The following is a 19,520-nucleotide window of genomic DNA, read 5'->3' on the forward strand; positions in this document are numbered from 1 at the left end:
TAATCTTGGTGCTAATACGCCATTATAGGCAGTCACTTGGGGATTTATTCCATACAGAATGGGCTTTTTTCGACAATACAGATGTGATTAGGGTTTTCTGTATGGAAAAAATCGTATCTGTCTGGGTCTGCAGCGGATATCAGGCAATGGCTATTCTATGGTCAGGCTTAGAAAACGTTGTCACGGAGGTGACCTATGATAGTGATTGCTTTGATCCATTCCATAAAAGAGAGTGCGAGACAGTTTAAAACCCGCCAACAGCTGCGCCATTGTTCTGACGAGACGTTAAAAGATGTGGGCATTTGCGAGTCATCAAGACAGGCGGAAACGCGTAAAGCGAATGGGGGGAATTTCCTGATCGATGTGTGTAGAAAAACACTTCGTGAGATGCGAGACTAATCAGATTCGAAATTCCTGATTGAACTGTGAGTATGACGGCAACACCTTGGTTCGTGTACATCATTAAAACTCGACTTAATACCCTTTACACTGGGGTTACCACGGATTTGACGCGCCGTTTTGATGAGCATACGCAGGGTAAAGTCAAAGGGGCTCGCTATCTAAAAGGCAAAGGGCCCCTACAATTGGTTTGGTCAGAATCTGTATTGGACAAACGTATGGCCATGCAGGTGGAGTATCGGATTAAGCAGCTTTCCCGTGTAAAAAAAGACCAGTTGGTGTCTGGGAAGCAGTCGTTACAAACCTTGTTTAAGGATGTGATGCAATCGAAGTGATTGCATGCCGTGATCGACGTTGAGGGTAGCATTGTGATTAATCGCTTTGAGCATCTTGTGTTGACGGTATTAGATGTGGAACGTGCTGTATCATTTTATCAGCGCGTGCTAGGGCTGCCTGCTGTGAGTTCTGGGCAAGCGGTGGCTTGTGGTACTCAAACCATTTATTTTCAAGTATTAGGACAAGAGATTCGCCATCATGCACTAGAAGGTGCAGGAAGCTTTTGTTTCACTAGTGATTGGAGTCTTGACCAGATTCGCACCCATCTGGCAAAAGAATCAATCATTATCCTAGATGAATCGACCCCTGAAGCAGGACTGCATTCGCTGTTTATTAATGATCCAGATAATAATTTGATTGAGATTCGTGTGTCTCATGGCGCTGATTAGCGCCATTTTCCCCATTGTCGAACCATTTCTTCTAAATCACCAACATGCTGTCGCCAAAAGTCTTCCCCGGTAAAGTGCGGGAAGATGGTAGGAAAGGCAGGGTCAGCCCAGCGTTCGGCGATCCATGCGCTATAGGCGATGTGGCGCTCAGCCATAAAAACGTCAATTAGATCCAATTCTCTGGTATCAAACGAATGATGGCTTTCGTAACCTTCAATCAATTCACTCAGTTGCTGCTGTTTGGCATCGGAATCCGATACATGCAGCCACAGGTCTTGTACCGCCATGCCCATACGGCAATCATCAAAATCTAACAGTACTAAGCCATTGTCCGTATTCAATAGGTTGCTACGATGGCAATCTCCATGAATAAAGCGAACCTTGGCAGGGCTGTTTTGCTGGGTTTTGGTCGTTAACGTCAGTACTTCCTGAATCAAGCTTTGATAACCACTGGTGAGCTTTTTGGGTAAAAAGCCGCTGTGTAGGATGAACTCACTGGATTGCTGGATGTGTCCTGAGGCTTGAATATTAGGACGGTGCTGGGTTTGCCAGGATTCGGTGGCGTGATGCAATTCGCCAATTAGCTCGCCAATAGCAAAGAGCTGGTCCAGATCACCCGCTTCTAGTGGTGTGCCCCGTTGTTTTTCCGTTAAGGAGAAAAAGAAGCCTTTGTGTTCAAACAAGGTTTGTCCATGGAAAGACAAAGGTGCCGCAACAGATACCCCTTGGTCTTTTAGCATTAACAGCACATCATGTTCTTCTTGGATCTGTTCAGAGGTCCAGCGGTTTGGCCGATAAAACTTCACAATCAAGGGGGCACTGTCTTCAATACCTACTTGATAAACGCGGTTTTCGTAGCTGTTTAGGGGGTATTGACGAAAGTCTGAAAAGAGGCCGACAGATTCCACCGCATCAATTACGGTATCTGGTGTCAAAGCCCCATAAGGGTGTTGAGCATTTTGCATGAATTCATTCTAATTAAAGAAGCCCGAGTTTTTTCTTTAATGTCATTTCTTGGGCTTGTGTTAGAGGTGAGGCACGACCTTCTTGGATCAGTCTGTGCCAGTTTTTCCAAGTTTTGACCGCTTCCCCAAGGTGATTGCGGGTGACGTATTGTTGTACTTCAATGCGGAACGAGTTAGTTACGGCGGTGGGGCTGGCTTTGCCAATAATACGAAGACGAATAAGAGAGCGTTTGAACTTCTCATTAAGAGTTTTACTTTCGTCTCCGGATGCGATCAGGTTGGTAATGGATTGTAGGTGATCATAATACATCTCTACATGTTCTTCAGCGGTTTCCCGACTTAAACGTATCACTCGTGAATAAGCTTGCTCCGCGGTATACCAATCTTTTAGCTTGGCGCTGATATCCCCTAAGCGCTTACTGCGTTCAGGAGACCGTGGAGAGACTTCAAGCACCGTTCGTAGGGCTTGTTGAGCATCACTCAGTTGGTTGAGTTCCTCATAGGCGTCCGCTAAGAGATCATAGGCAGATAAAAAATGTCGGCTAAGGTTTACCGTGGTTTCTAGATTTTTAGCTGCCCCTGCAAAGGCGCCCAAAGCCATTTCACATTGGGCAATACCAAAGTATGCCCAAGCTAAATTTTTGTGCTTCTGGGTGATGAGCATATAGTGGGTTTTAGCCGCCTTGTATTCCCCTTTAGCGTATAGGGCTTCACCGATAGCTTTGAGGCACAAGCTGCCATAGGGCTTATGGACGGTCATGACTTCTTTTGCTTGGACAATCACCTCGTCCCAGTCTTCTTTCATGCGTGCTTGATTGAGCTTTTCGAAGGATTTCTTTTGCTGGATCACACGCCCTAAACGACGCATAAAAGCTTCAGGTGGAAAGGGCTTCACCAGATAGCTATCCGGCTGGTATTCGAGAACACTGACCACTGCTTCATAAGCGGTGTCAGCGGTAATCATCATAAAAATGGTTGAATGGTCTAGGGAGTAAGTTTTGCGTGTGGTTTCAAGTATCTGTTGGCCATCTACGCTGCCACCAAGATTGTAATCAGATAGAACGATGTCATAACGACCGCTGAGAATCCGTTTAAGTCCTGCTTGTCCAGAGGGCTCAATATCTATTTTAGAGTAACCTAAACTGGTCATAAGAGACTTGAGCATAAGGCGCATTTCACCGATGTCTTCGATGATTAGAACGCGTTTGCTGGATTTTTTGTCGCTTTGCTTTTCGTTGGCTTTATCTAAATTTTTAAAATCGGGGACGCTTACTTCTGCCACAAACCTGTTCCTATTTTAAATGTGTCCTTACTACCACTATTGCTGCCTTTAGAACACGTTATTCAGTGTTTGACTTTAGCTTAAATAGCAGCACTGAGCGAGTGTCTAAAGTAATATTTTGACCTGTTAAAGTTTGCTCTCCAGTGGAATATAACAGGGTATCCAAGGTATACGGTTGAGGGCATTCAATCTGGAGCTCAAAATCCTCTCGATAGAAGACGAGCCAGAGTGCTTCGTTTGATTGGTTGTTATATAGCACTAGGGATAGATAGTCTCTTTCCGCATCCTCCCAGTCTGCTCCTGTCATGGTTTTGCCAAACTCGTTGTACCAGGTGACCTCATCTGAAATTTGGTGTTGATACAAGCCATCATCCGGCAGAATGGCCTCTGCCAAGATAGGATATTGCTTACGGATTGCCAGTAATGATTTAACGGTGTTTGTTAACTCTTGGCTGGCGGAGGTCGGGGACCAATCTAACCAAGTAATTTTATTGTCTTGGCAATAGGCATTATTGTTGCCCTGTTGGGTATGGGAGAGTTCGTCGCCCCCTAAAAAGTGCGGTGTCCCTTGGCTAAGTAGGAGAGTTGCAATAAAGCATTTTTGCTGAGTCAGACGGTCTTTTAAAACTCTTGGATCTTGGGTTTCTCCTTCGATGCCGAAGTTTTGACTGATGTTATCCGTATGGCCGTCTCGGTTGTTTTCATGGTTGGCTAGATTGTGTCGGCGATGATAAGACACCAGATCATGTAGCGTATAGCCATCGTGGTAGGTGACATAATTCACTGAGTGTAGGGCGCATTTGTAGCCTTTGTGAAATAGGTCTCTGGAGCCCATGATGCGGGTGGCGAATTCTGGCACTACGGTGGCGTCACCTCGCCAAAAGCGCCGCACCGTGTCACGATATTTATCATTACATTCAATAAAACTACGGGGGAACTGCCCCACTTGATAGCCACCAGGACCAATGTCCCAAGGCTCCATAACCAGTGTGGTGGTGCTCAGGATAGGGTCTTGCAAAATGGCTTGCAGCAGGGGAGCTTTTGGTGAGAAGTCATGATCTTCTCGTCCTAAGTCGACCCCAAGGTCAAAGCGAAAACCGTCCACTCCCATGATTTCGACCCAATAGCGCATACTGTCGCAGACTAGTCGAATGGTAGAAGGCTGATAGGTGTCCACACAATTACCACAGCCTGTGTAATTAAGATATTTGCCCCCCTCATGGCGATAATAGAGCGCATTGTCTAACCCTCGGTAGCAGGTCGTGCCATGATCCAGTTCACTTTCTGCCGTGTGGTTATATACCACGTCTATAATGACTTCGAACCCCGCCTCATGGAGGGTGGCAATCATGGTTTGACATTCCGTGACCGGGTCTTCAATAGCGTAGCGATCATCAGGGGTAAAGAAATTGATTGGGTTGTAGCCCCAGTAGTTATTGAGCTCTTTATCGAGCAGATGGACTTCGTCGGCAAAAGCAAAACAGGGCATAAGTTGAATGGTACTAATGCCAAGTTCTTTAAGATGCTTGATGGCAAGGTCACTGCAGACCCCTAAATAGGTGCCTTGTAGTACAGGATCAATCTCTAGTTGCTGGGTGAAGCCTTTGATGTGCATTTCGTATAGGCTACGGGCCGATGCCTTGGGGCGCGAGGGCTTGTTGTGTGCTTTGGGTGGCACTGAGCGGACAATGGACTTGGGGACACAATGGGCGGAGTCTTTGTGATCCGCACCGCCTGATGCATCAAAGGTGACTTGGTCTGGATGGAATACCAAACGATCACTCAGAGATTTTGCGTAAGGGTCAATGAGCAGTTTGCTCTCGTTAAATAAGTGCATCTTGTCTGGCTCAAATGGGCCACTTGCACGTAGACCATATTGCTGGCCTTCGTGCACGTCCATGACTTCCATATGCCAGATGCCGCGAGACTTGTGGGTAAAAGGCAAGCGGCTAATTTCGACACCTTCCTGGTCAAAAAGACACAGATAAAGCTGGCTTGAGTATTCGGAGAACACGGCAAAGTTCACACCGTTAGCCGTCACCGTTGCGCCTAGCGGTAAGGGGGTTCCTGATGTGGTTTGCCATTCCCGTGTCATGGTGTTCTCCAATATATGATTAACGCGTTTGTGTTACTCGACCCATTTAAAAGCAACGGCCGCCAAGGGCGGAACTTGCAAAGTCAGGCTTTGGTCACGTCCATGACTTGGGGTGTTCTGAGTGTTGTATGACGCTGCCACTGGGTAGTTGCTGCCTGTGTATGCTTCATCATCAGAGTTAAAGATGCACTCATAACGACCTGCCATAGGGGTTCCAATACAGTAGTTTTCCTGTGGTGTCGGGGTGAAGTTCACTACCACAATAATGTGTTCACAAGAGCCTTTCGCTTTACGAATGAAGGCTAATATTGAATTAGCAGAATCGTCTAAGCTGATCCACTCAAAGCCACTAGGGGAATGGTCAAGATGGAGGGCTGGCTCGTCCTTGTAGAGGTGGTTCAAGGTTTTCGTCAGTTGCTGTTGGCCTTTGTGGAAGTCCACATCAAGCAGATGCCAATCCAGAGAGCGTTCATGACTCCATTCCATACCCTGGGCCAGCTCGTTGCCCATAAAATTAAGCTTCTTACCCGGGTGGAAGTACATGTAGCTGGTAAAAGCACGCAAGTTAGCAAACTTCTGCCAAGCATCCCCCGGCATTTTAGCAATCATTGAGCCTTTCCCATGTACCACTTCATCGTGGGAAATAGGCAAAATGAATTGTTCATCGTAGGCGTAAACCATGGAGAACGTCAGCTCTCCTTGGTGGTACTGGCGGTAGATGGGGTCTTTGCTGATGTACTCTAAGGAGTCATTCATCCAGCCCATGTTCCACTTAAAGCCAAAGCCGAGACCATTCATGTAGGTCGGTTTGGACACGCCAGGGAAAGCCGTGGACTCTTCGGCAATGGTGAAGCAGCGGGGATGGTTGAGGTAGACGGTTTCGTTGAGGCGGCGTAAAAAGGCAATCGCTTCGTAGTTTTGGTTGCCGCCGTCTACGTTTGGCACCCATTCTCCGTCTTTGCGAGAGTAATCTAGGTACAACATAGAGGCGACCGCGTCGACTCGCAGTCCATCAATGTGGAATTCTTCCAGCCAGAAATTCGCGTTACTGATTAAGTAATCAATGACATGCTCTTTGCCAAAATCGTAAATCAGGGAGTTCCACTCCGTATGCCAGCCTTTCTTAGGGTCTGGGTATTCGTATTGTTTGGAACCATCGAAGTTGCCAAGGCCATGACCATCGGTGGGGAAGTGGGCGGGCACCCAATCCATAATCACGCCAACACCTGCTTGGTGGAGTGCATCCACCAAGGCTTTGAATTCATCTACTGTGCCGTAGCGGGAGGTTGGAGCAAACAATCCAACCGGCTGGTAACCCCATGAGCCATCAAATGGGTGTTCCATAACGGGTAGCATTTCAACATGGGTATAGCCCATCTCAACCACGTAGTCGACCAGTTGCTGAGTGTGTTCCGTGTAGCTTAACGACGTACCATCCATGTGTTTACGCCAAGAGCCAAGATGTATCTCATAAATGCTCATTGGGGTTTCGTAGGTGTCTTCGATAGGTCGCTCTGTCCATTGCTTATCTTGCCAAGAATAGCTGTTTGGTTTGCAGACGACACTGGCAAATGATGGGAACTGCTCGATGTACTGGGCAAATGGATCGGTTCGGTGGGGCAGGATGTCACCATTCGCGGCCCGGATTTCGAACTTGTAGCGAGCGCCGGGCTTTACATCTGGAATAAAGAGTCGCCAAACGCCATCCCCATTACTGGACATAGGATGTATGCGACCATCCCAGCCGTTGAAGTCGCCTACCACTGCTACCGAGCGGGCCGCAGGGGCGTAGACGCCAAAGCGTGTGCCATCAATATGCAGTTCTTGGGTGACTTCAGCAGAAGCTGGGATAGCGCCCTCTTTTTTGTATAACGTGGCGCTGTGATATTCGGGATCGTTGAAGGTGGTCGAAGGAAACTGATAAGGATCGACTATGGTAAAGCTACTGTCGGGATAAGTGATCCTCAAACGATAATGTTCTGTCTCGAGTGTGTTTGGCCAAGGGAGTTCGAACACACCTTTTAGGGTGGTTTCCTCCATCTCACCGATAAGGGTGTCTGAATCGATTTTAAGTACTTCTATGAGGCGAGCTTCCGGGCGCCAAACAGTAAGTGTTTTACCTTTGCCTTTAGCATTAGGCTTAACGCCTAAGCATTTGAAAGGGTCGGAACAGCGAGCGTTTACAACGTCGTTCAGAAGATCCATTAACTTCTCCAACCAATATTATTTTTTAGGTGAGGTGTGCTGCTGGCTATGCAATTTTGTCACTGCCCAACTTAGGTAGTGATTCACCTTGTTAGGCGTCAATTGGGCGAACTCATCCAATGCCATGTCATAATCGCTCACCTCAGGATGATCGTTCTTATACTGTTGTACATGATCCAATGCCGCTTTGGAAACTAAAACGGGTAAATTCACCTCATCTATAAAGTTTCCTTCTGGGTGTTGCTCGCAGAACTGGATAAAGGCATACAAGCCTTCAAATATTAGGCACTTATACCAACTTGGGGTGATGTCTGAGGTCAGGGATTCTATTAATAAGGCAAAAGTGTCTTCCCCTGGCGTCATAGAGCTAAGGGTGGCCTTGCTTTCTAACACCGTATTACTCTGCAGATCGCCGAAAACGATACGGCCGGTTTGACTTAAGCTGTCCCACAGTTTTAGCAGCATTTCCTCAGGCATTTTCGTGATCAGACCTTGGCCTGTACGCCACTCGAACCAGTCTATGTCTTTGGCTTTGCCTTCTGCACTGTCTACCCGTTGGTGATATCGCACACTGGCTACCACGTGGGTGTACTCTTTATGTTTTTTAATCAACACATCACATAAGGTCTCGTACAAGGCCATGGGTGAACAATTAGACAGTGTGTTCATAATGTCTGGAGTGTTCTGCTCTACCTCTTCATTGAGCTGATACGCACACAGGTAAGCAAGGTTCTGTAGGCGAATCGTCCGCACACCGCTGAAGTATTCAGGGTGGATCTTGAGTAGGGTTCCGGTGATGGCTAATAGTTCGTGATACACCACGTTTGTGAGGCCATCCACTGCGTGTTTCTTGAATAGGTCAAAGACTTCTTCTCGATTCAATGGGGCCGTAATACTGGATTGGTTTTTTGAGTTTTCTCCAATGATGAGAACACGCTGACGCACCGTGATTTCTGCAATATGGGTTGCCATATCCGTGGTGGGATGGATCATCAAGGAGAATAGTTTACGCACGCACTGCCAGCTTCGATGGATCAAAGCATTGGTGTATACAGAGTACAAAATGGATCGAACAGTGGTGTGAATTTCGTCTTGTACGACGCTTTTATCTAGCTCATTACGATGCCCTAGTTCTAGTAAAATCTCCGTAGCATCTTTCAAGGATGGACGGTTGGCTAGTGCGTCGACCAGTTGGTCTGTAGACAGTGTAGGAATCTCAGTCAGTGTTGCCTCTTGATCCATGCCCAGTGGCCATGGAGACTCGTAGACAGGTAACCGAGCCCCTAGCTCACTGCCATGGGGCATCTCGAATCTCATGTAACGGCGGCTTCCCGATTTGAAAGCATTTTTGGCTGACTGAGGGATCACACGAAATTCGCTAAACTCTCGATTCTGCAATTTTTTTATGAATTCGAAAAGGTGGCTCGCACCTTCCATTTCCGCCAAAGCTTCATCAATTAGAATGGCGAATACCGCATTCCCAGGGTAATACCAGTACTCAGAGAGAATCGACAGCTCATTACGTATGTGCTGCTCAAACAGAGCGGGATCAGTTTTGCGATAATCTCTGTCTTCATTTTGGAACCAGGCTAAGCAGAGGCAACGTTGATCATTCACCACGTAGGGCTGGGCAATGGCTAAGGTATGCAGTGCACGGGTGGGGCGACCACTTAGGCCTAATCCCTTTGAGGCTCCGACGTTCACATAGAGTTTGATCAATTGTTCTGAGCTGATGGTTTGAATCGGACTGATTTCATCAACGGTTTGGCACAGACAGCCTGCATCTAGAAGCTGTTGCTTTATTTTGTTGTTTTTAGCGAGCACAACCATGGAAATATTGACGTTTTTGCGGTTGTGCTGCTTACGATGGAGACCAAGGGGGTCGAGGTCGTCAGTGGTAATGAGTTCGTCATCGAGCATTCGTCCGACCAAGTAGAGACTTTGAGCCCAAACAAGGGGAAGGTTGTCGTTGGCGACTCGAGGTTGTGAGCCTGGGTTGGCTTTTTCCGCAAGGATATTGGCTTCTTCTACGTAATAAAGCTCAGGAAGCAGCATTTCTCCATCACGTTCAACCATGAGGGTCTCTAGCTTGTAGCGATAATAGTTAGCGCTTTCCCAATCCCGTGCGAACAATCGATCAATGTACAAGTAAGTGAAGAATAGGGGCCATTCGGACTCTATGTGCTCAAAATTAATCAGCTCGTCGTATTCGTAATAGATACGGCTGTGGTCTTCTAGCACGGTTTGGTGACCATCTAATAAGAAGCGTTTACAGCCATAATTTCCCCCAAGTTTGTCTAATATCTCTTGGCGAGTACGGCGTTTTAGTTTTTCGTCATTCACAGCAAAAGCGGGGAAGCCGATAATGCTTAGTAGGGCTGCATCCACTTCTTTCGATCGGGATTCTTTGGGTAATAAGGCCTCTAGAGCGGAACCTGCTCGAGTAACCGCATCCGCGAAGGAGTGCACCACAGCCCACTCAGGGCCATCCGCACCAAATAGGTTTAGGCCGTCTAATGCTTCCAGTGCGGCTTTCGCCATGCCCACGGAGCTAGCGTTGATTTCTGCTTTACCATTGTTGACCTTGTTACCCCGTTCCCAAATACCAAAGTCTGGCGTGCGGTAAGTCCGTGAAATGTAGTAGATCAGGTTTTGAATGAAGTTCATTTCGTCTTCTGAGTAAATGAGCTTGCTGCCTGATTTTGTCATTTGGGCAAGGGTGAGCAGGTATAAGCTAGTCGCGTCGATTTGCAGATGGCCCCAGGCGTCATCGGCGACCACTTCAAGGCCTGTTTTGGTGTCATATTTAGCGTGTAGAGAATCTTTAGGATCAAGGGTTTGTTTGAAGCGCTCTACTTTATGGGATTGGCGCATCATGGCAAACAATAGTCCTCGCATCATTTTGATGCAGGCGTACTCTAGCTTATGGGCCCGTTTGCCAGGATTTGATGCTCGTTTGTAAGCGAGAGAAAGAGCCCAGACAGCTTGTATAGAGTAGACGTTGTCTCGTACCCATGCATCCGTGTAGTCCCCGTGGGTATTGATACTGGTGCTCGCAGGAAAAAGCCCCGTCACTGGGTGCTGGCGGGAAAGAATTACCTTATCTATGTGTTGATAGAGGGAGTCGAGTTCGCTAGGAATATCAAGCGCCATGTAAAAGGTCCCTTTTAAAATGAGTAATAGAGTTCACATGCAAGTTTAAGGCCTTAGTTCTCACCGGATAGGATTTGTCCTACGATCTTTCAGCGGCCAGAACTATGAGTCTACTCTAATTTCCAAATGTGAACAGTGTGTGGAACTAATGGCGATTTTTTATATCCAATCCGGGGTAATTTGGTTTACACTGGATCGAGTAATCAGCGTTTTGGTAATGGATGACCTAGTTCCAATGCTGTTTAAAACTCGAGTACCAAAAACAAAGCTGTTAATTTCAGAAAAATAGATATGAAGATTCCTTTTCCATTTGGCTATGCCTCCATCAGTTTCATTATTTGTTTGATCATTTTCCTTGGCTGGCCAAATATCGATGTTGTCGTTTCTTCGTGGTTTTATAACCCTGTTACGGGCAGCTTCCCTGCTAACGATGTTCCTTTCGTTAAATTTATTTATTGGTTGTTTAAAGAAATGCCCGCTGTGATCGTGCCTGTACTTCTGTGGTTATCGATTATGACGTTGTTTAAAGCAGCACCGGATTGGAATAAGCGAAATCGCCGTAAGTGGTATTTTATGCTCGCATTTCTATTAATCGGCCCAGGTATTATTGTTCATACTGGCTTTAAGGATAACTGGGATCGGGCTCGCCCTCGTCATGTGGTTGAGTTAGGCGGTGATAAAGCTTTTACCCCTGCTTGGGTTATATCTGATCAATGCGAACGTAATTGCTCTTTTGTCAGTGGTCATGCGGCCATGGGGTTTGCTTTCATTGCGTTAGGCTGGGTGCTCCAAAGTCGGATGTGGCTGACGTTTGGACTGTTCATGGGCTTGTTTGTAGGTGGGATACGAGTGTTACAAGGAGGGCACTTCTTAAGTGATATCGTGTTCTCAGGTTACATTTGCTATGCCTCAGCATGGGTCATGGCTAAGCTTATTTTAGGCTCTGGGGATATCTCTCCAAAAGATAAAGAGCCGCTAAATCCAGAGGTTGTGAAATAAGTCTCCTAGGGGACTTTGTTTCTATGATCGACTTAATGCCTGAACTTGTCGGGCTTTTTTTCACTTCTTTTTTCGCCGCAACACTGCTCCCAGGGGGCTCCGAAGTCATTTTATTGGCCTTGGTTGCGGCGCATCCAGACGCCAGTGTGTTGGCACTCTTTACCGCAACAGTCGGCAATACTTTAGGCGGCTTGACCAATTGGTGGTTGGGGCGTTATCTACTTCAATATCAGGATCGGCGCTGGTTTCCGGTCAATCAAACAGGGCTTGAGCGGGTTCAAAGCACCTTTACGAGGTTCGGGCAATGGAGCTTATTGTTAAGCTGGCTACCGATTATTGGAGATGCCCTTTGCCTTGCGGCGGGTGTTGCCAAGTTACCCCTATTAAACTCTGCCATTTTGATTTTAATTGGAAAGGCAGCTCGCTATGCAGCATTGGTGCATGGGACAAACGCCTTTCTTTTATCGTAATATGGGCCTGTCAATTGGGAGTATTTATATGAAACGATTTCAATTATTGGCTCTTACTGGTTGTGTGGTCATGGTGGGGTGCGCGTCGCAAAAGCAAGATCCAGATGTGATGAGCAATGCCCAGCTACAGTCCGCTTTGCAAGCGCAGCAACAGGAGTGGGAGGCCATGAAGCCCCAACTTGAGCGAGTGCTGGCGCTTGAGGCAGACCTCAAATTGATAGTGGAATCTTTGGAGCCCGTACCTGAGTCACAAGACAGCTTGACCCAGCAGGCGCCGGTGGTTGCTTCTGACGATATGGAAGGTGAAAACACCTCGTCAGCACCTGTGTTGCCAAGTGCTGCACTGGCAGATATGCCAAATGGTAATGGCTCAAGCCAAGCTAAAGAGCCTGATCCCATGGCGACTCCGGAGCCATCGAACATATCGCCATTTAAGCAAGCGCCGCCAAAAGATGCTGTGACGGCGAGTTTCTATGGGGAGGAAGAAAAGAACCGTGACTTCCCATATTTTGGTGTTCAGTTAGCGGCCTATGCCAACGAAACTCTTGCCCGCCAGGGCTGGCGCAAAATGAGTCGCATGTACCCAGAAGAATTTGTTGATACGGCTCCTTTAATACACCGATCTGAGGTGAAGGGTAAAACCTATTATCAGCTTATTGTGGGTCCTTTCTTGAAAAAAGCCTATGGTGACGACTTTTGCAATATGCTGAAACAAATGCAGCAGGACTGCTTAGTGACCCGTTACAAAGGCGACCCCTTCCTAAGTTTGTAAACACAGGGCGGTGCGTTAGCGCCGTCTTATTCTCTTCACAGAGCAGTTGGCTGGATTAACTATCTCGCAAACTCTGTCGGCTGATTGTCGGTCTTTATTAAAGGCTGCATACAAGGTGTATTGTCCGTTCGAATGGGCATAAAAATGTTCGAAGTTTTGCAGCTTCGGGAATTTTTGATTGAGTACTTTCCAGTAACTGTTGAGCGTCTCAATTGATGAGAATTCACCCAGTGATGCACTGTAACCAGGTTGATTAAACGCCTTACGTAGGATGATATCTTGACCACTAATGACGTCTTTACTGGTGCCATCGATGGTGACAGGACTCGGTGTGAGCCAGTCATTCTCAATGAGGTAAGCTTGTTTTACTCGAATGCTATAATTTCCAGGTGGCAGGTTGTTGATCAGATAGTAGCCATCAAACTCTGATAGCAACTCTTTGATGGTGATGCCGAACTGATCAATGACTTCAATAGGTACATAGGCTAAAGGGGAGGAGGTATTTGCTTCTTTGAGTTCTCTTACCGTTCCCTCTATTTCAACGGATACGACAATAGGAATTTCCAGTCTTTGTATGGCTCCCGGAGAGGGGCGTACCGAGACTCCTGAGTTTCGCTGGATCATATAGGGGTCTGGTAAGGTTGTTTCGTTAATATCAATATCGGTTTGTTTGAAGGCTGCTAAGGACGGTAATATGGCAACGCCTGACCCATCTGTAGTGGCTTGTTTGATGGACGGAGTGCTAAATACTTCGACACCAGGTAGCGGCGAATCTGAGCCATCAAAGACACCATTATTATTACGATCATGGTAAACAAAAGCAGAGATACTGCCTTGATTGACGAGGGTTTGATTTGAAGCGAATACTCTATTAGAAGTGCTTCCAATACTGATCTGCCCTAATAGTCCCGCAGACCAGCCTCTGTTGTCATTAAAGTCCAGTCGAGATGTTAGGCTGAATTCATTAGGGCGCCAGCTAAAAGACAGGTTGGTGATGTTGTTATCATTGTTAAAATCTCGGGTGTAGCCGATTCGACCGCTGGTATCCTCAGAGAGGTCGCCACTTAGTTCTGTGTAGAGGCTGTCTATTTCTGTGTCAGGGTGGGCGGTATAACGATTGCCTATGCGCCAAAAATAACCATTTAGGTAGCGCTGCAGTTGCATATCCCCAGTGGTTAAGTTGTCGTTATTACTGAGCCATACCAAACGGTTGCTGAGGTAGCTGCGGCCCAGTTGAGTACCTAATTGATTAGTTAATCGATAATAGTTTTGGTCGTTATTTTGAAGGTATTCGACTGATTGCTGATAGGATAAGCCAATATTTGACAGTGCTCCGGTTATCCGCGCTTCTTGGGACTTAAAGTCATTCCATACCATGTTTTCGCTATCGTAAACGCGACTCTCACGATTGATTAAGCTGACGGATTGTCCGCTTAATAGGGTATCCAATTGATACAGGCGACGGTGCTGGTCATTTTCTTGGTCCAATAAATCAATCGATAACAAGGCTTTGCCAAACAATGCCAGCTCGGATCCAAAGGAGGTTTCATCCAGATTAGAGAACTCTGAGTTGTTGTATTGCTTGATGCCGCCATATAGGTTGAACCAATCCGTTAGACCGTAAGAAAGTTTCGCACTCAGAAGCCTATCTCGTTTTTCATCGGTGTTTTCAATGTATTTATCTAGCAGTCGAGAGCCTTCATCTACGACAGAAATATCGTATCGGAACTCACCTTGTTCACTGCTGGTGGTGCTGACGTAATAGCTTCTAAAATCCCGTTCAATTTGCCCTTGAGGGCCATAAAAGACCACTTCAATTTCGTTGTTTCCGAATACCAGCGGTAGACTGGGGAAAAAGTAATGACCGTCCTGAACATTTATCTGGCTGGCCACCAGTAACTTGTTGCGATAGATCTCCACATCCCATCCAGGCTGAATATCACCGGTAAGGTCAATGCTGTTACCCCCTTGGTAGGTTAGGGGGCTGTTGCTAATTCGCGCCCCTCGGGAAATAGGGTCGGCATTGAGCGGGCTAATCCGAGTGGCACGAATATCACCAAATTGTACTTCTGTGGCACTTAAAGGTCCTAGCAATTCCCCTTCGAGTGAGTAGCGGGAGGCTGATAGTCGTGCATCCCCTAAGTCATTTTCAGCATCAGTGGTGAAGTAGTACTGAGTATTAAAATACGCCAAATCATTAGCGCCTAAGACTGACATGGAATGGGAATCGGGGCTGTTTTCAGCTGTGCTGGCGCGAAACTGAATATCGAGCACAGGCCTGCTGATGGGAGAGTAGCCGTATTCTTGCAGTGGGTACTTAGGCTCATTACTAAATACTTGTAAGCTATCGAAGCGGCCCTGCCGAGCCAATTTTCCAGCTAGGGGAATGGGAGTATTTGGTACGACTGACACAGATAAATCCTGGTAATTCACAATCAGTGCTAGGTCGAACCAGTTTTCTAACAACTGGGTATCCACATAAATATCGCCGTCTAGGGTGATATCTGCTTGTGTTGCGGTCATTTTTTCGGTGCCAGACACTATGCTCCAACTTTGATCGTCCTCTTGAGTACTTAGAGAAAACTTAAACTCTGGAGATCTAGCCCAGCCTTGAGCGTTAGCTTGGGCAATATTAACGTCTATTGGGAAATCCAACGCCCGAGTAAAGTCAGTCAGACTGATTTGCGCGCCATCGGAGGTTTTAATGGCAAAAATATCCCCCAGACTGTGTTTTTGATAGGTCAAGTTTAGGATCAGTTCTTCACCATCGGGTATGCGAACAAATGCCAATGATGGGTCTGCTGTCAAAGGAGCAATGGGGGTTGTAACGCTAGGGAGTTCCACTCTACCTGCATCAATCTCGCGATATTTGTCACGTAATTGCTCAAGGGGGGATGCAGCAACCCCAAGGGTTGGCAAAAATAGTAAAATTAGACTCCAAAGGCGTAGCATAGGTTATTGGACTGACCTAATCATCTGGGGAGTGATGGTGAGTGTTTTAGTGCTAAAGACTTGCCCCGAGAACTCCTGTTGTCCCTCAAACCTGACAGTAAGAGTACCTGGCTCAAGCTTGAATGACTCCCAAGGAAACTGGATCTGAGCGTTTGGGGTTTCTGGGTATAGGTTGTAACCATTAAGAATGCCCACCTGTCTTTGGCTGCCACCTTTCGGTTGCCATAGGGCAATCAAGCGACCATGGGAACTAAATTTATCCCTATGGGTAAATGCCACCTTGATGTAAGTGATGCCTGAATCTTTTTGGGTAACTAAAGAAAGATTAGTGATGCTCGGGTTTACCGATAATTTGCCCTCTCGGTATAGGATCGGCAAGGTGTAACTTGTCAGCATGTTAAGTTGGAAACTGGGGCCTTGCTGCTTGGGGGCGGCCTTCTTCTCTAAAGGGGGTAGGGCTGTGAGCGTTAAATGTGAGCGGTACTCTCCATCCATCATTCCTTGTTGTTTTCGTAACAATAGTTTTACGGTTTGGCGTTGGCCGGGTTGAAGGGTAACCTGCTTTGGACTGACGCGAATAATGCGCTCAATGGAAGAAAACTGCTGTTTTTCTTGTTCAGTCAGCTCCCGATACCCACCCTGGGGTAGGGCAATGAGTTGCTTCCATCCGATCCTATAGGCACGAGTTTCATTGCCAGGATTGATCAGGGTAATTGCGGCGGACCGGTTACGTTCATCCAGTGTAATACGGGTTGGGGAGATAAGTATGTCTGCAAAGCTAGGGGCAACGGATAGACCAAGTAGCAAAACCAATGCGGCTGTTTTGATATGAAAAAAAAGAGATTGGAGCATAATTAATAATTGACCGTTATTTGAAATTGGGCGGTGTATTGCGTGTTGCTAAAGGCTGAAGAGCCACTGCCCGACGTGCTTAAGGTGCCTCCCACGTAGATAGTCGCTTCACCTGATGCATCGGTGGTGATATAGGTTGTGGTGTTCACATTGGTTAGGGAGAATTGCTCGGTCGAGGCTTGGCTGCTAGTTGAAGTAGATGAAATGACTTGTGTTGTAACCGATAAGACCTGATTCGTAGGAAAGTTAGAAAGCAAATAAACACCCCGCTGGGCGTCTTCAATAGGGTGCACATAGCTAGAGTAATATGCTCGCCCTGAGGTTGTAACGTTAATGGTCTGCACTGCAGTGTTATCGGAGACAGCAACGGTACCAAACGATAATGGCGTTAACTGGGTGATATCGGCGAATGTGTTTCCACACGACACAGCGGCGAACCAGGTTATGGCTCGTGCTGCGCCGGTTGGTATTCTCAACAACAACATTCGTTAGACTTAATAAACTACTTCCACAGAAAAAGTGCCGCTGTAGGTTTCATCAGTATAAGCCGCTACGTTAGTTGTGCTTAATGTGGCGCCTACAGCAAAAGTCGCATTGCCCGTAGAGTCTGTCGCTAAATTCGGTGAACCACTAGTGTAAGCGGTCGCTGTGCTGGTCGTGACAGTTGCTTCAAATGAGTCAACTGTGAAAGTGGCGGAGTTAGAGCCTGACAAGGTGATGGCCGAAGTTGGTAAGTTGAGCGTTAGATTTGTATTAGGGGCTACTCCGGATACAGTAAACGTTGCTGGAGCCCCCGCAGCGATTTCGACTAGGTTTGCAGTCGAGGGAGTGGTGGCTGTGAATGTTGAAGTACCGCCATCGGAAGGTATGGTTAAAGTGGCAACTGTGGTGCCAGATGTATCTGCTAAAGCGTAGACTGTGCCGAAATCAAGAATGTCGCCAGGGGTAATGGTAATGGCATTCTGTACGGTAACACTGGCTGTCTGAGTTGCTGTTTCAGCAACGCAAAAAGGTGTACTCAGAACCAGTGTAGAAATAGCCATGTATTTAAGTGAGTTTCTCATAGCGTTTCCTGTGTAAAATGTTAATCCCTCATGTTATGTCGACATTGTTTACTAAAACTTTAATCAAAGTAAATGTTTATCTAGTGGCGCTAAGTGATTATTTGTAATCCATATTACCTAGTTGTTCTGTAAGGAGTTTATTTGGGCACTATAGATGTTGTGTTATTTGACCTTGGTAATGTATTGGTCGATTTGGGCGGAAGTGAACGCTTTAGCTCTATTTTTCAGGTGAATGCAAAAGACGAGTCTGTTATGTGGGAAAAGTGGTTACATTCTCCCGCAGTGAAAGCCTTTGACCGCGGGTTAATCTCTTTAGAGCAGTTTGCAGAGGGCTTATTAGAAGAAATGCAAAGTGATCGATCTTCTAAAGAGTTTATTCAGGCGTTTATTGATTGGCCGGTTGGCTTATTTGATGGTGCTAAAGAACTCTTGCATCAAATACCACCGGTCTATCATAAAGCCGTGCTTTCCAATACTAATGATGCCCATTGGGGACGTATATTAGATGAGATGGGATTAGCGGGGCAGTTTCACAGTTATTTTGCTTCCAACCAAGAAGGCCATGTGAAACCTGATGACAAGATATTTCATCGCGTTATCGATGATCTCGGCGTTGCGCCAGAACGTATTTTGTTTCTCGATGATAATTGGCTGAACATAGAAAGTGCACGAAAATTGGGAATGCATGGAGAGCAAGTGAAAGGTGTCGAGTGCGCCAGAAAAATACTTTATAACTATAATATTATTGCTTAACTCCCCTTAAACCTGTTGTCTGAGTCCTAACCTATGCGCACGTTCGATACGTCTACTTCAGCCATCTACTCAAGAGTTCGACCAACTTATCCAGCGGAGTTGTATTTTTGGTTGAGCCGTCAGGTGCCTAATACGCAAAGAGTATGGGATTGTGCCTGTGGCACAGGACAGGCTTCTATTGATCTTGCTGCCTATTTTTCCCAGGTTGAAGCAACGGATATTTCAGAAGCTCAGATCGCAAAAGCCACGCCTCACCGGCATGTGAATTACACAGTGCAACCTGCTGAGTCGACCCACTTTCCAGATAATCATTTTGATGCCGTATGTGTTGCCCATGCGCTTCATTGGTTTGAGTTAGACGCCTTTTGGGTTGAGGTAAAACGGGTATTAAAACCGGGGGGTAAAGTCTTTATCTGGGGATACAACTGGGCTCAGTTTGAATCGGAATTAGATACAGCGGTCAGGCAACATATTTTATCAATTCTTAAACCTCACTGGCCTGAGAAAACTGCGTTATTGCGGGAGCAATATCGTGCGATTGAATTCCCGTTTGAAACAATAGAAACCCCTGAGTTTGATCTTAAATGCCGTTGGACCATGTCTCAGGCATTTGCTTTTATGCGCACTTGGTCCGCGGCACAAATTATGGTGGAAAACCATGGGGATGAACGGATTTTACAGGCAGAGTCTGCCGTGGCTGAGGTTTGGCAAAACCCTCAGAAAAAGCAAAATGTGAAACTGCCATTTTTTGTTTATGCCGGACAATTTAAAGAAGCTGACCCGAACTAACAGATCATGTGGTGACATGCGTTAGACTAAAGTGGGATAGCCTAC

Annotated in this window: 17 protein-coding genes; 8 read left to right on the forward strand and 9 right to left on the reverse strand. The window is 46.6% G+C overall.

Features of this window, described 5'->3' with window-relative positions; all coding sequences use genetic code 11:
* The first annotated feature begins 195 nt into the window (after window positions 1-195).
* The 3 genes from ACFQ45_RS15215 to ACFQ45_RS15225 are packed head-to-tail and all read left to right on the forward strand — an operon-like array spanning window position 196 to window position 1,124.
* Window positions 196-399 carry a DUF1127 domain-containing protein gene (locus ACFQ45_RS15215; RefSeq protein ID WP_377369206.1) on the forward strand — a complete coding sequence of 68 codons (204 nt, stop codon included), beginning with the start codon at window positions 196-198 and terminating at the stop codon, window positions 397-399.
* A gap of 32 nt (window positions 400-431) precedes the next feature.
* Window positions 432-734, forward strand: a complete 303-nt coding sequence (locus tag ACFQ45_RS15220) for a GIY-YIG nuclease family protein (RefSeq protein WP_377369208.1) — start codon at window positions 432-434, stop codon at window positions 732-734.
* Window positions 735-743: 9 nt separating this feature from the next.
* Window positions 744-1,124, forward strand: a complete 381-nt coding sequence (locus tag ACFQ45_RS15225; RefSeq protein ID WP_377369210.1) for a VOC family protein — start codon at window positions 744-746, stop codon at window positions 1,122-1,124.
* Here the strand turns inward: ACFQ45_RS15225 and ACFQ45_RS15230 are convergent.
* From ACFQ45_RS15230 to ACFQ45_RS15250, 5 genes are read right to left on the reverse strand one after another with little or no spacing between them, the layout of a single operon-like run.
* Window positions 1,121-2,089: a serine/threonine protein kinase gene (locus ACFQ45_RS15230; RefSeq protein ID WP_377369212.1), complete on the reverse strand. Its 969-nt coding sequence runs from the start codon at window positions 2,087-2,089 to the stop codon at window positions 1,121-1,123. The two genes, ACFQ45_RS15225 and ACFQ45_RS15230, sit on opposite strands and share 4 nt — an antisense overlap.
* A gap of 13 nt (window positions 2,090-2,102) precedes the next feature.
* A complete protein-coding gene (locus ACFQ45_RS15235; protein WP_377369214.1) occupies window positions 2,103-3,371 on the reverse strand; it encodes a response regulator in 1,269 nt (422 codons plus the stop codon).
* Between the two features lie 58 nt (window positions 3,372-3,429).
* On the reverse strand, window positions 3,430-5,466 hold the full coding sequence (gene glgX / locus ACFQ45_RS15240) for a glycogen debranching protein GlgX (protein WP_377369216.1): 2,037 nt from the start codon (window positions 5,464-5,466) through the stop codon (window positions 3,430-3,432).
* Window positions 5,467-5,499: 33 nt separating this feature from the next.
* Entirely contained in the window at window positions 5,500-7,671 is a 2,172-nt protein-coding gene (glgB, locus tag ACFQ45_RS15245) for a 1,4-alpha-glucan branching protein GlgB (RefSeq protein ID WP_377369218.1), read from the reverse strand.
* An 18-nt stretch (window positions 7,672-7,689) separates the two neighbouring features.
* Window positions 7,690-10,824, reverse strand: coding sequence for a glycoside hydrolase family 15 protein (locus ACFQ45_RS15250; RefSeq protein WP_377369219.1), 3,135 nt, complete (start codon window positions 10,822-10,824; stop codon window positions 7,690-7,692).
* A 291-nt stretch (window positions 10,825-11,115) separates the two neighbouring features.
* On the opposite strand from ACFQ45_RS15250, the gene ACFQ45_RS15255 reads away from it, so the two are divergent.
* The 3 genes from ACFQ45_RS15255 to ACFQ45_RS15265 are packed head-to-tail and all read left to right on the forward strand — an operon-like array spanning window position 11,116 to window position 13,065.
* Window positions 11,116-11,823: a phosphatase PAP2 family protein gene (locus ACFQ45_RS15255; RefSeq protein WP_377369221.1), complete on the forward strand. Its 708-nt coding sequence runs from the start codon at window positions 11,116-11,118 to the stop codon at window positions 11,821-11,823.
* A gap of 23 nt (window positions 11,824-11,846) precedes the next feature.
* Window positions 11,847-12,293 carry a YqaA family protein gene (locus ACFQ45_RS15260; protein ID WP_377369223.1) on the forward strand — a complete coding sequence of 149 codons (447 nt, stop codon included), beginning with the start codon at window positions 11,847-11,849 and terminating at the stop codon, window positions 12,291-12,293.
* 28 nt (window positions 12,294-12,321) lie between these two features.
* Window positions 12,322-13,065, forward strand: a complete 744-nt coding sequence (locus ACFQ45_RS15265; RefSeq protein ID WP_377369225.1) for an SPOR domain-containing protein — start codon at window positions 12,322-12,324, stop codon at window positions 13,063-13,065.
* A 15-nt stretch (window positions 13,066-13,080) separates the two neighbouring features.
* Here ACFQ45_RS15265 and ACFQ45_RS15270 read toward each other — a convergent pair whose 3' ends face one another.
* The 4 genes from ACFQ45_RS15270 to ACFQ45_RS15285 all read right to left on the reverse strand — a co-directional run bounded on the left by ACFQ45_RS15270 (window position 13,081) and on the right by ACFQ45_RS15285 (window position 17,933).
* Window positions 13,081-16,017 (reverse strand): hypothetical protein, encoded by a 2,937-nt coding sequence (locus tag ACFQ45_RS15270; protein ID WP_377369227.1) that lies wholly within the window; start codon window positions 16,015-16,017, stop codon window positions 13,081-13,083.
* Between the two features lie 3 nt (window positions 16,018-16,020).
* The gene (locus ACFQ45_RS15275) at window positions 16,021-16,869 is read right to left on the reverse strand and encodes a fimbrial biogenesis chaperone (protein ID WP_377369229.1); all 849 of its coding nucleotides are present in this window, start codon (window positions 16,867-16,869) and stop codon (window positions 16,021-16,023) included.
* Window positions 16,870-16,871: 2 nt separating this feature from the next.
* Window positions 16,872-17,297 (reverse strand): DUF4402 domain-containing protein, encoded by a 426-nt coding sequence (locus tag ACFQ45_RS15280; protein ID WP_377369231.1) that lies wholly within the window; start codon window positions 17,295-17,297, stop codon window positions 16,872-16,874.
* A 66-nt stretch (window positions 17,298-17,363) separates the two neighbouring features.
* On the reverse strand, window positions 17,364-17,933 hold the full coding sequence (locus tag ACFQ45_RS15285) for a DUF4402 domain-containing protein (RefSeq protein WP_377369233.1): 570 nt from the start codon (window positions 17,931-17,933) through the stop codon (window positions 17,364-17,366).
* Window positions 17,934-18,074: 141 nt separating this feature from the next.
* Between ACFQ45_RS15285 and ACFQ45_RS15290 the strand changes: the two genes are divergently transcribed.
* Window positions 18,075-18,686, forward strand: coding sequence for an HAD family hydrolase (locus ACFQ45_RS15290; RefSeq protein ID WP_377369234.1), 612 nt, complete (start codon window positions 18,075-18,077; stop codon window positions 18,684-18,686).
* Window positions 18,687-18,719: 33 nt separating this feature from the next.
* Window positions 18,720-19,475 carry a class I SAM-dependent methyltransferase gene (locus ACFQ45_RS15295; protein WP_377369236.1) on the forward strand — a complete coding sequence of 252 codons (756 nt, stop codon included), beginning with the start codon at window positions 18,720-18,722 and terminating at the stop codon, window positions 19,473-19,475.
* The last annotated feature ends 45 nt before the right edge of the window (window positions 19,476-19,520 follow it).

It is taken from the genome of Rhodanobacter aciditrophus, from assembly GCF_042679525.1.
Taxonomy (GTDB): Bacteria; Pseudomonadota; Gammaproteobacteria; order Pseudomonadales; family Marinomonadaceae; genus Marinomonas; species Marinomonas aciditrophus.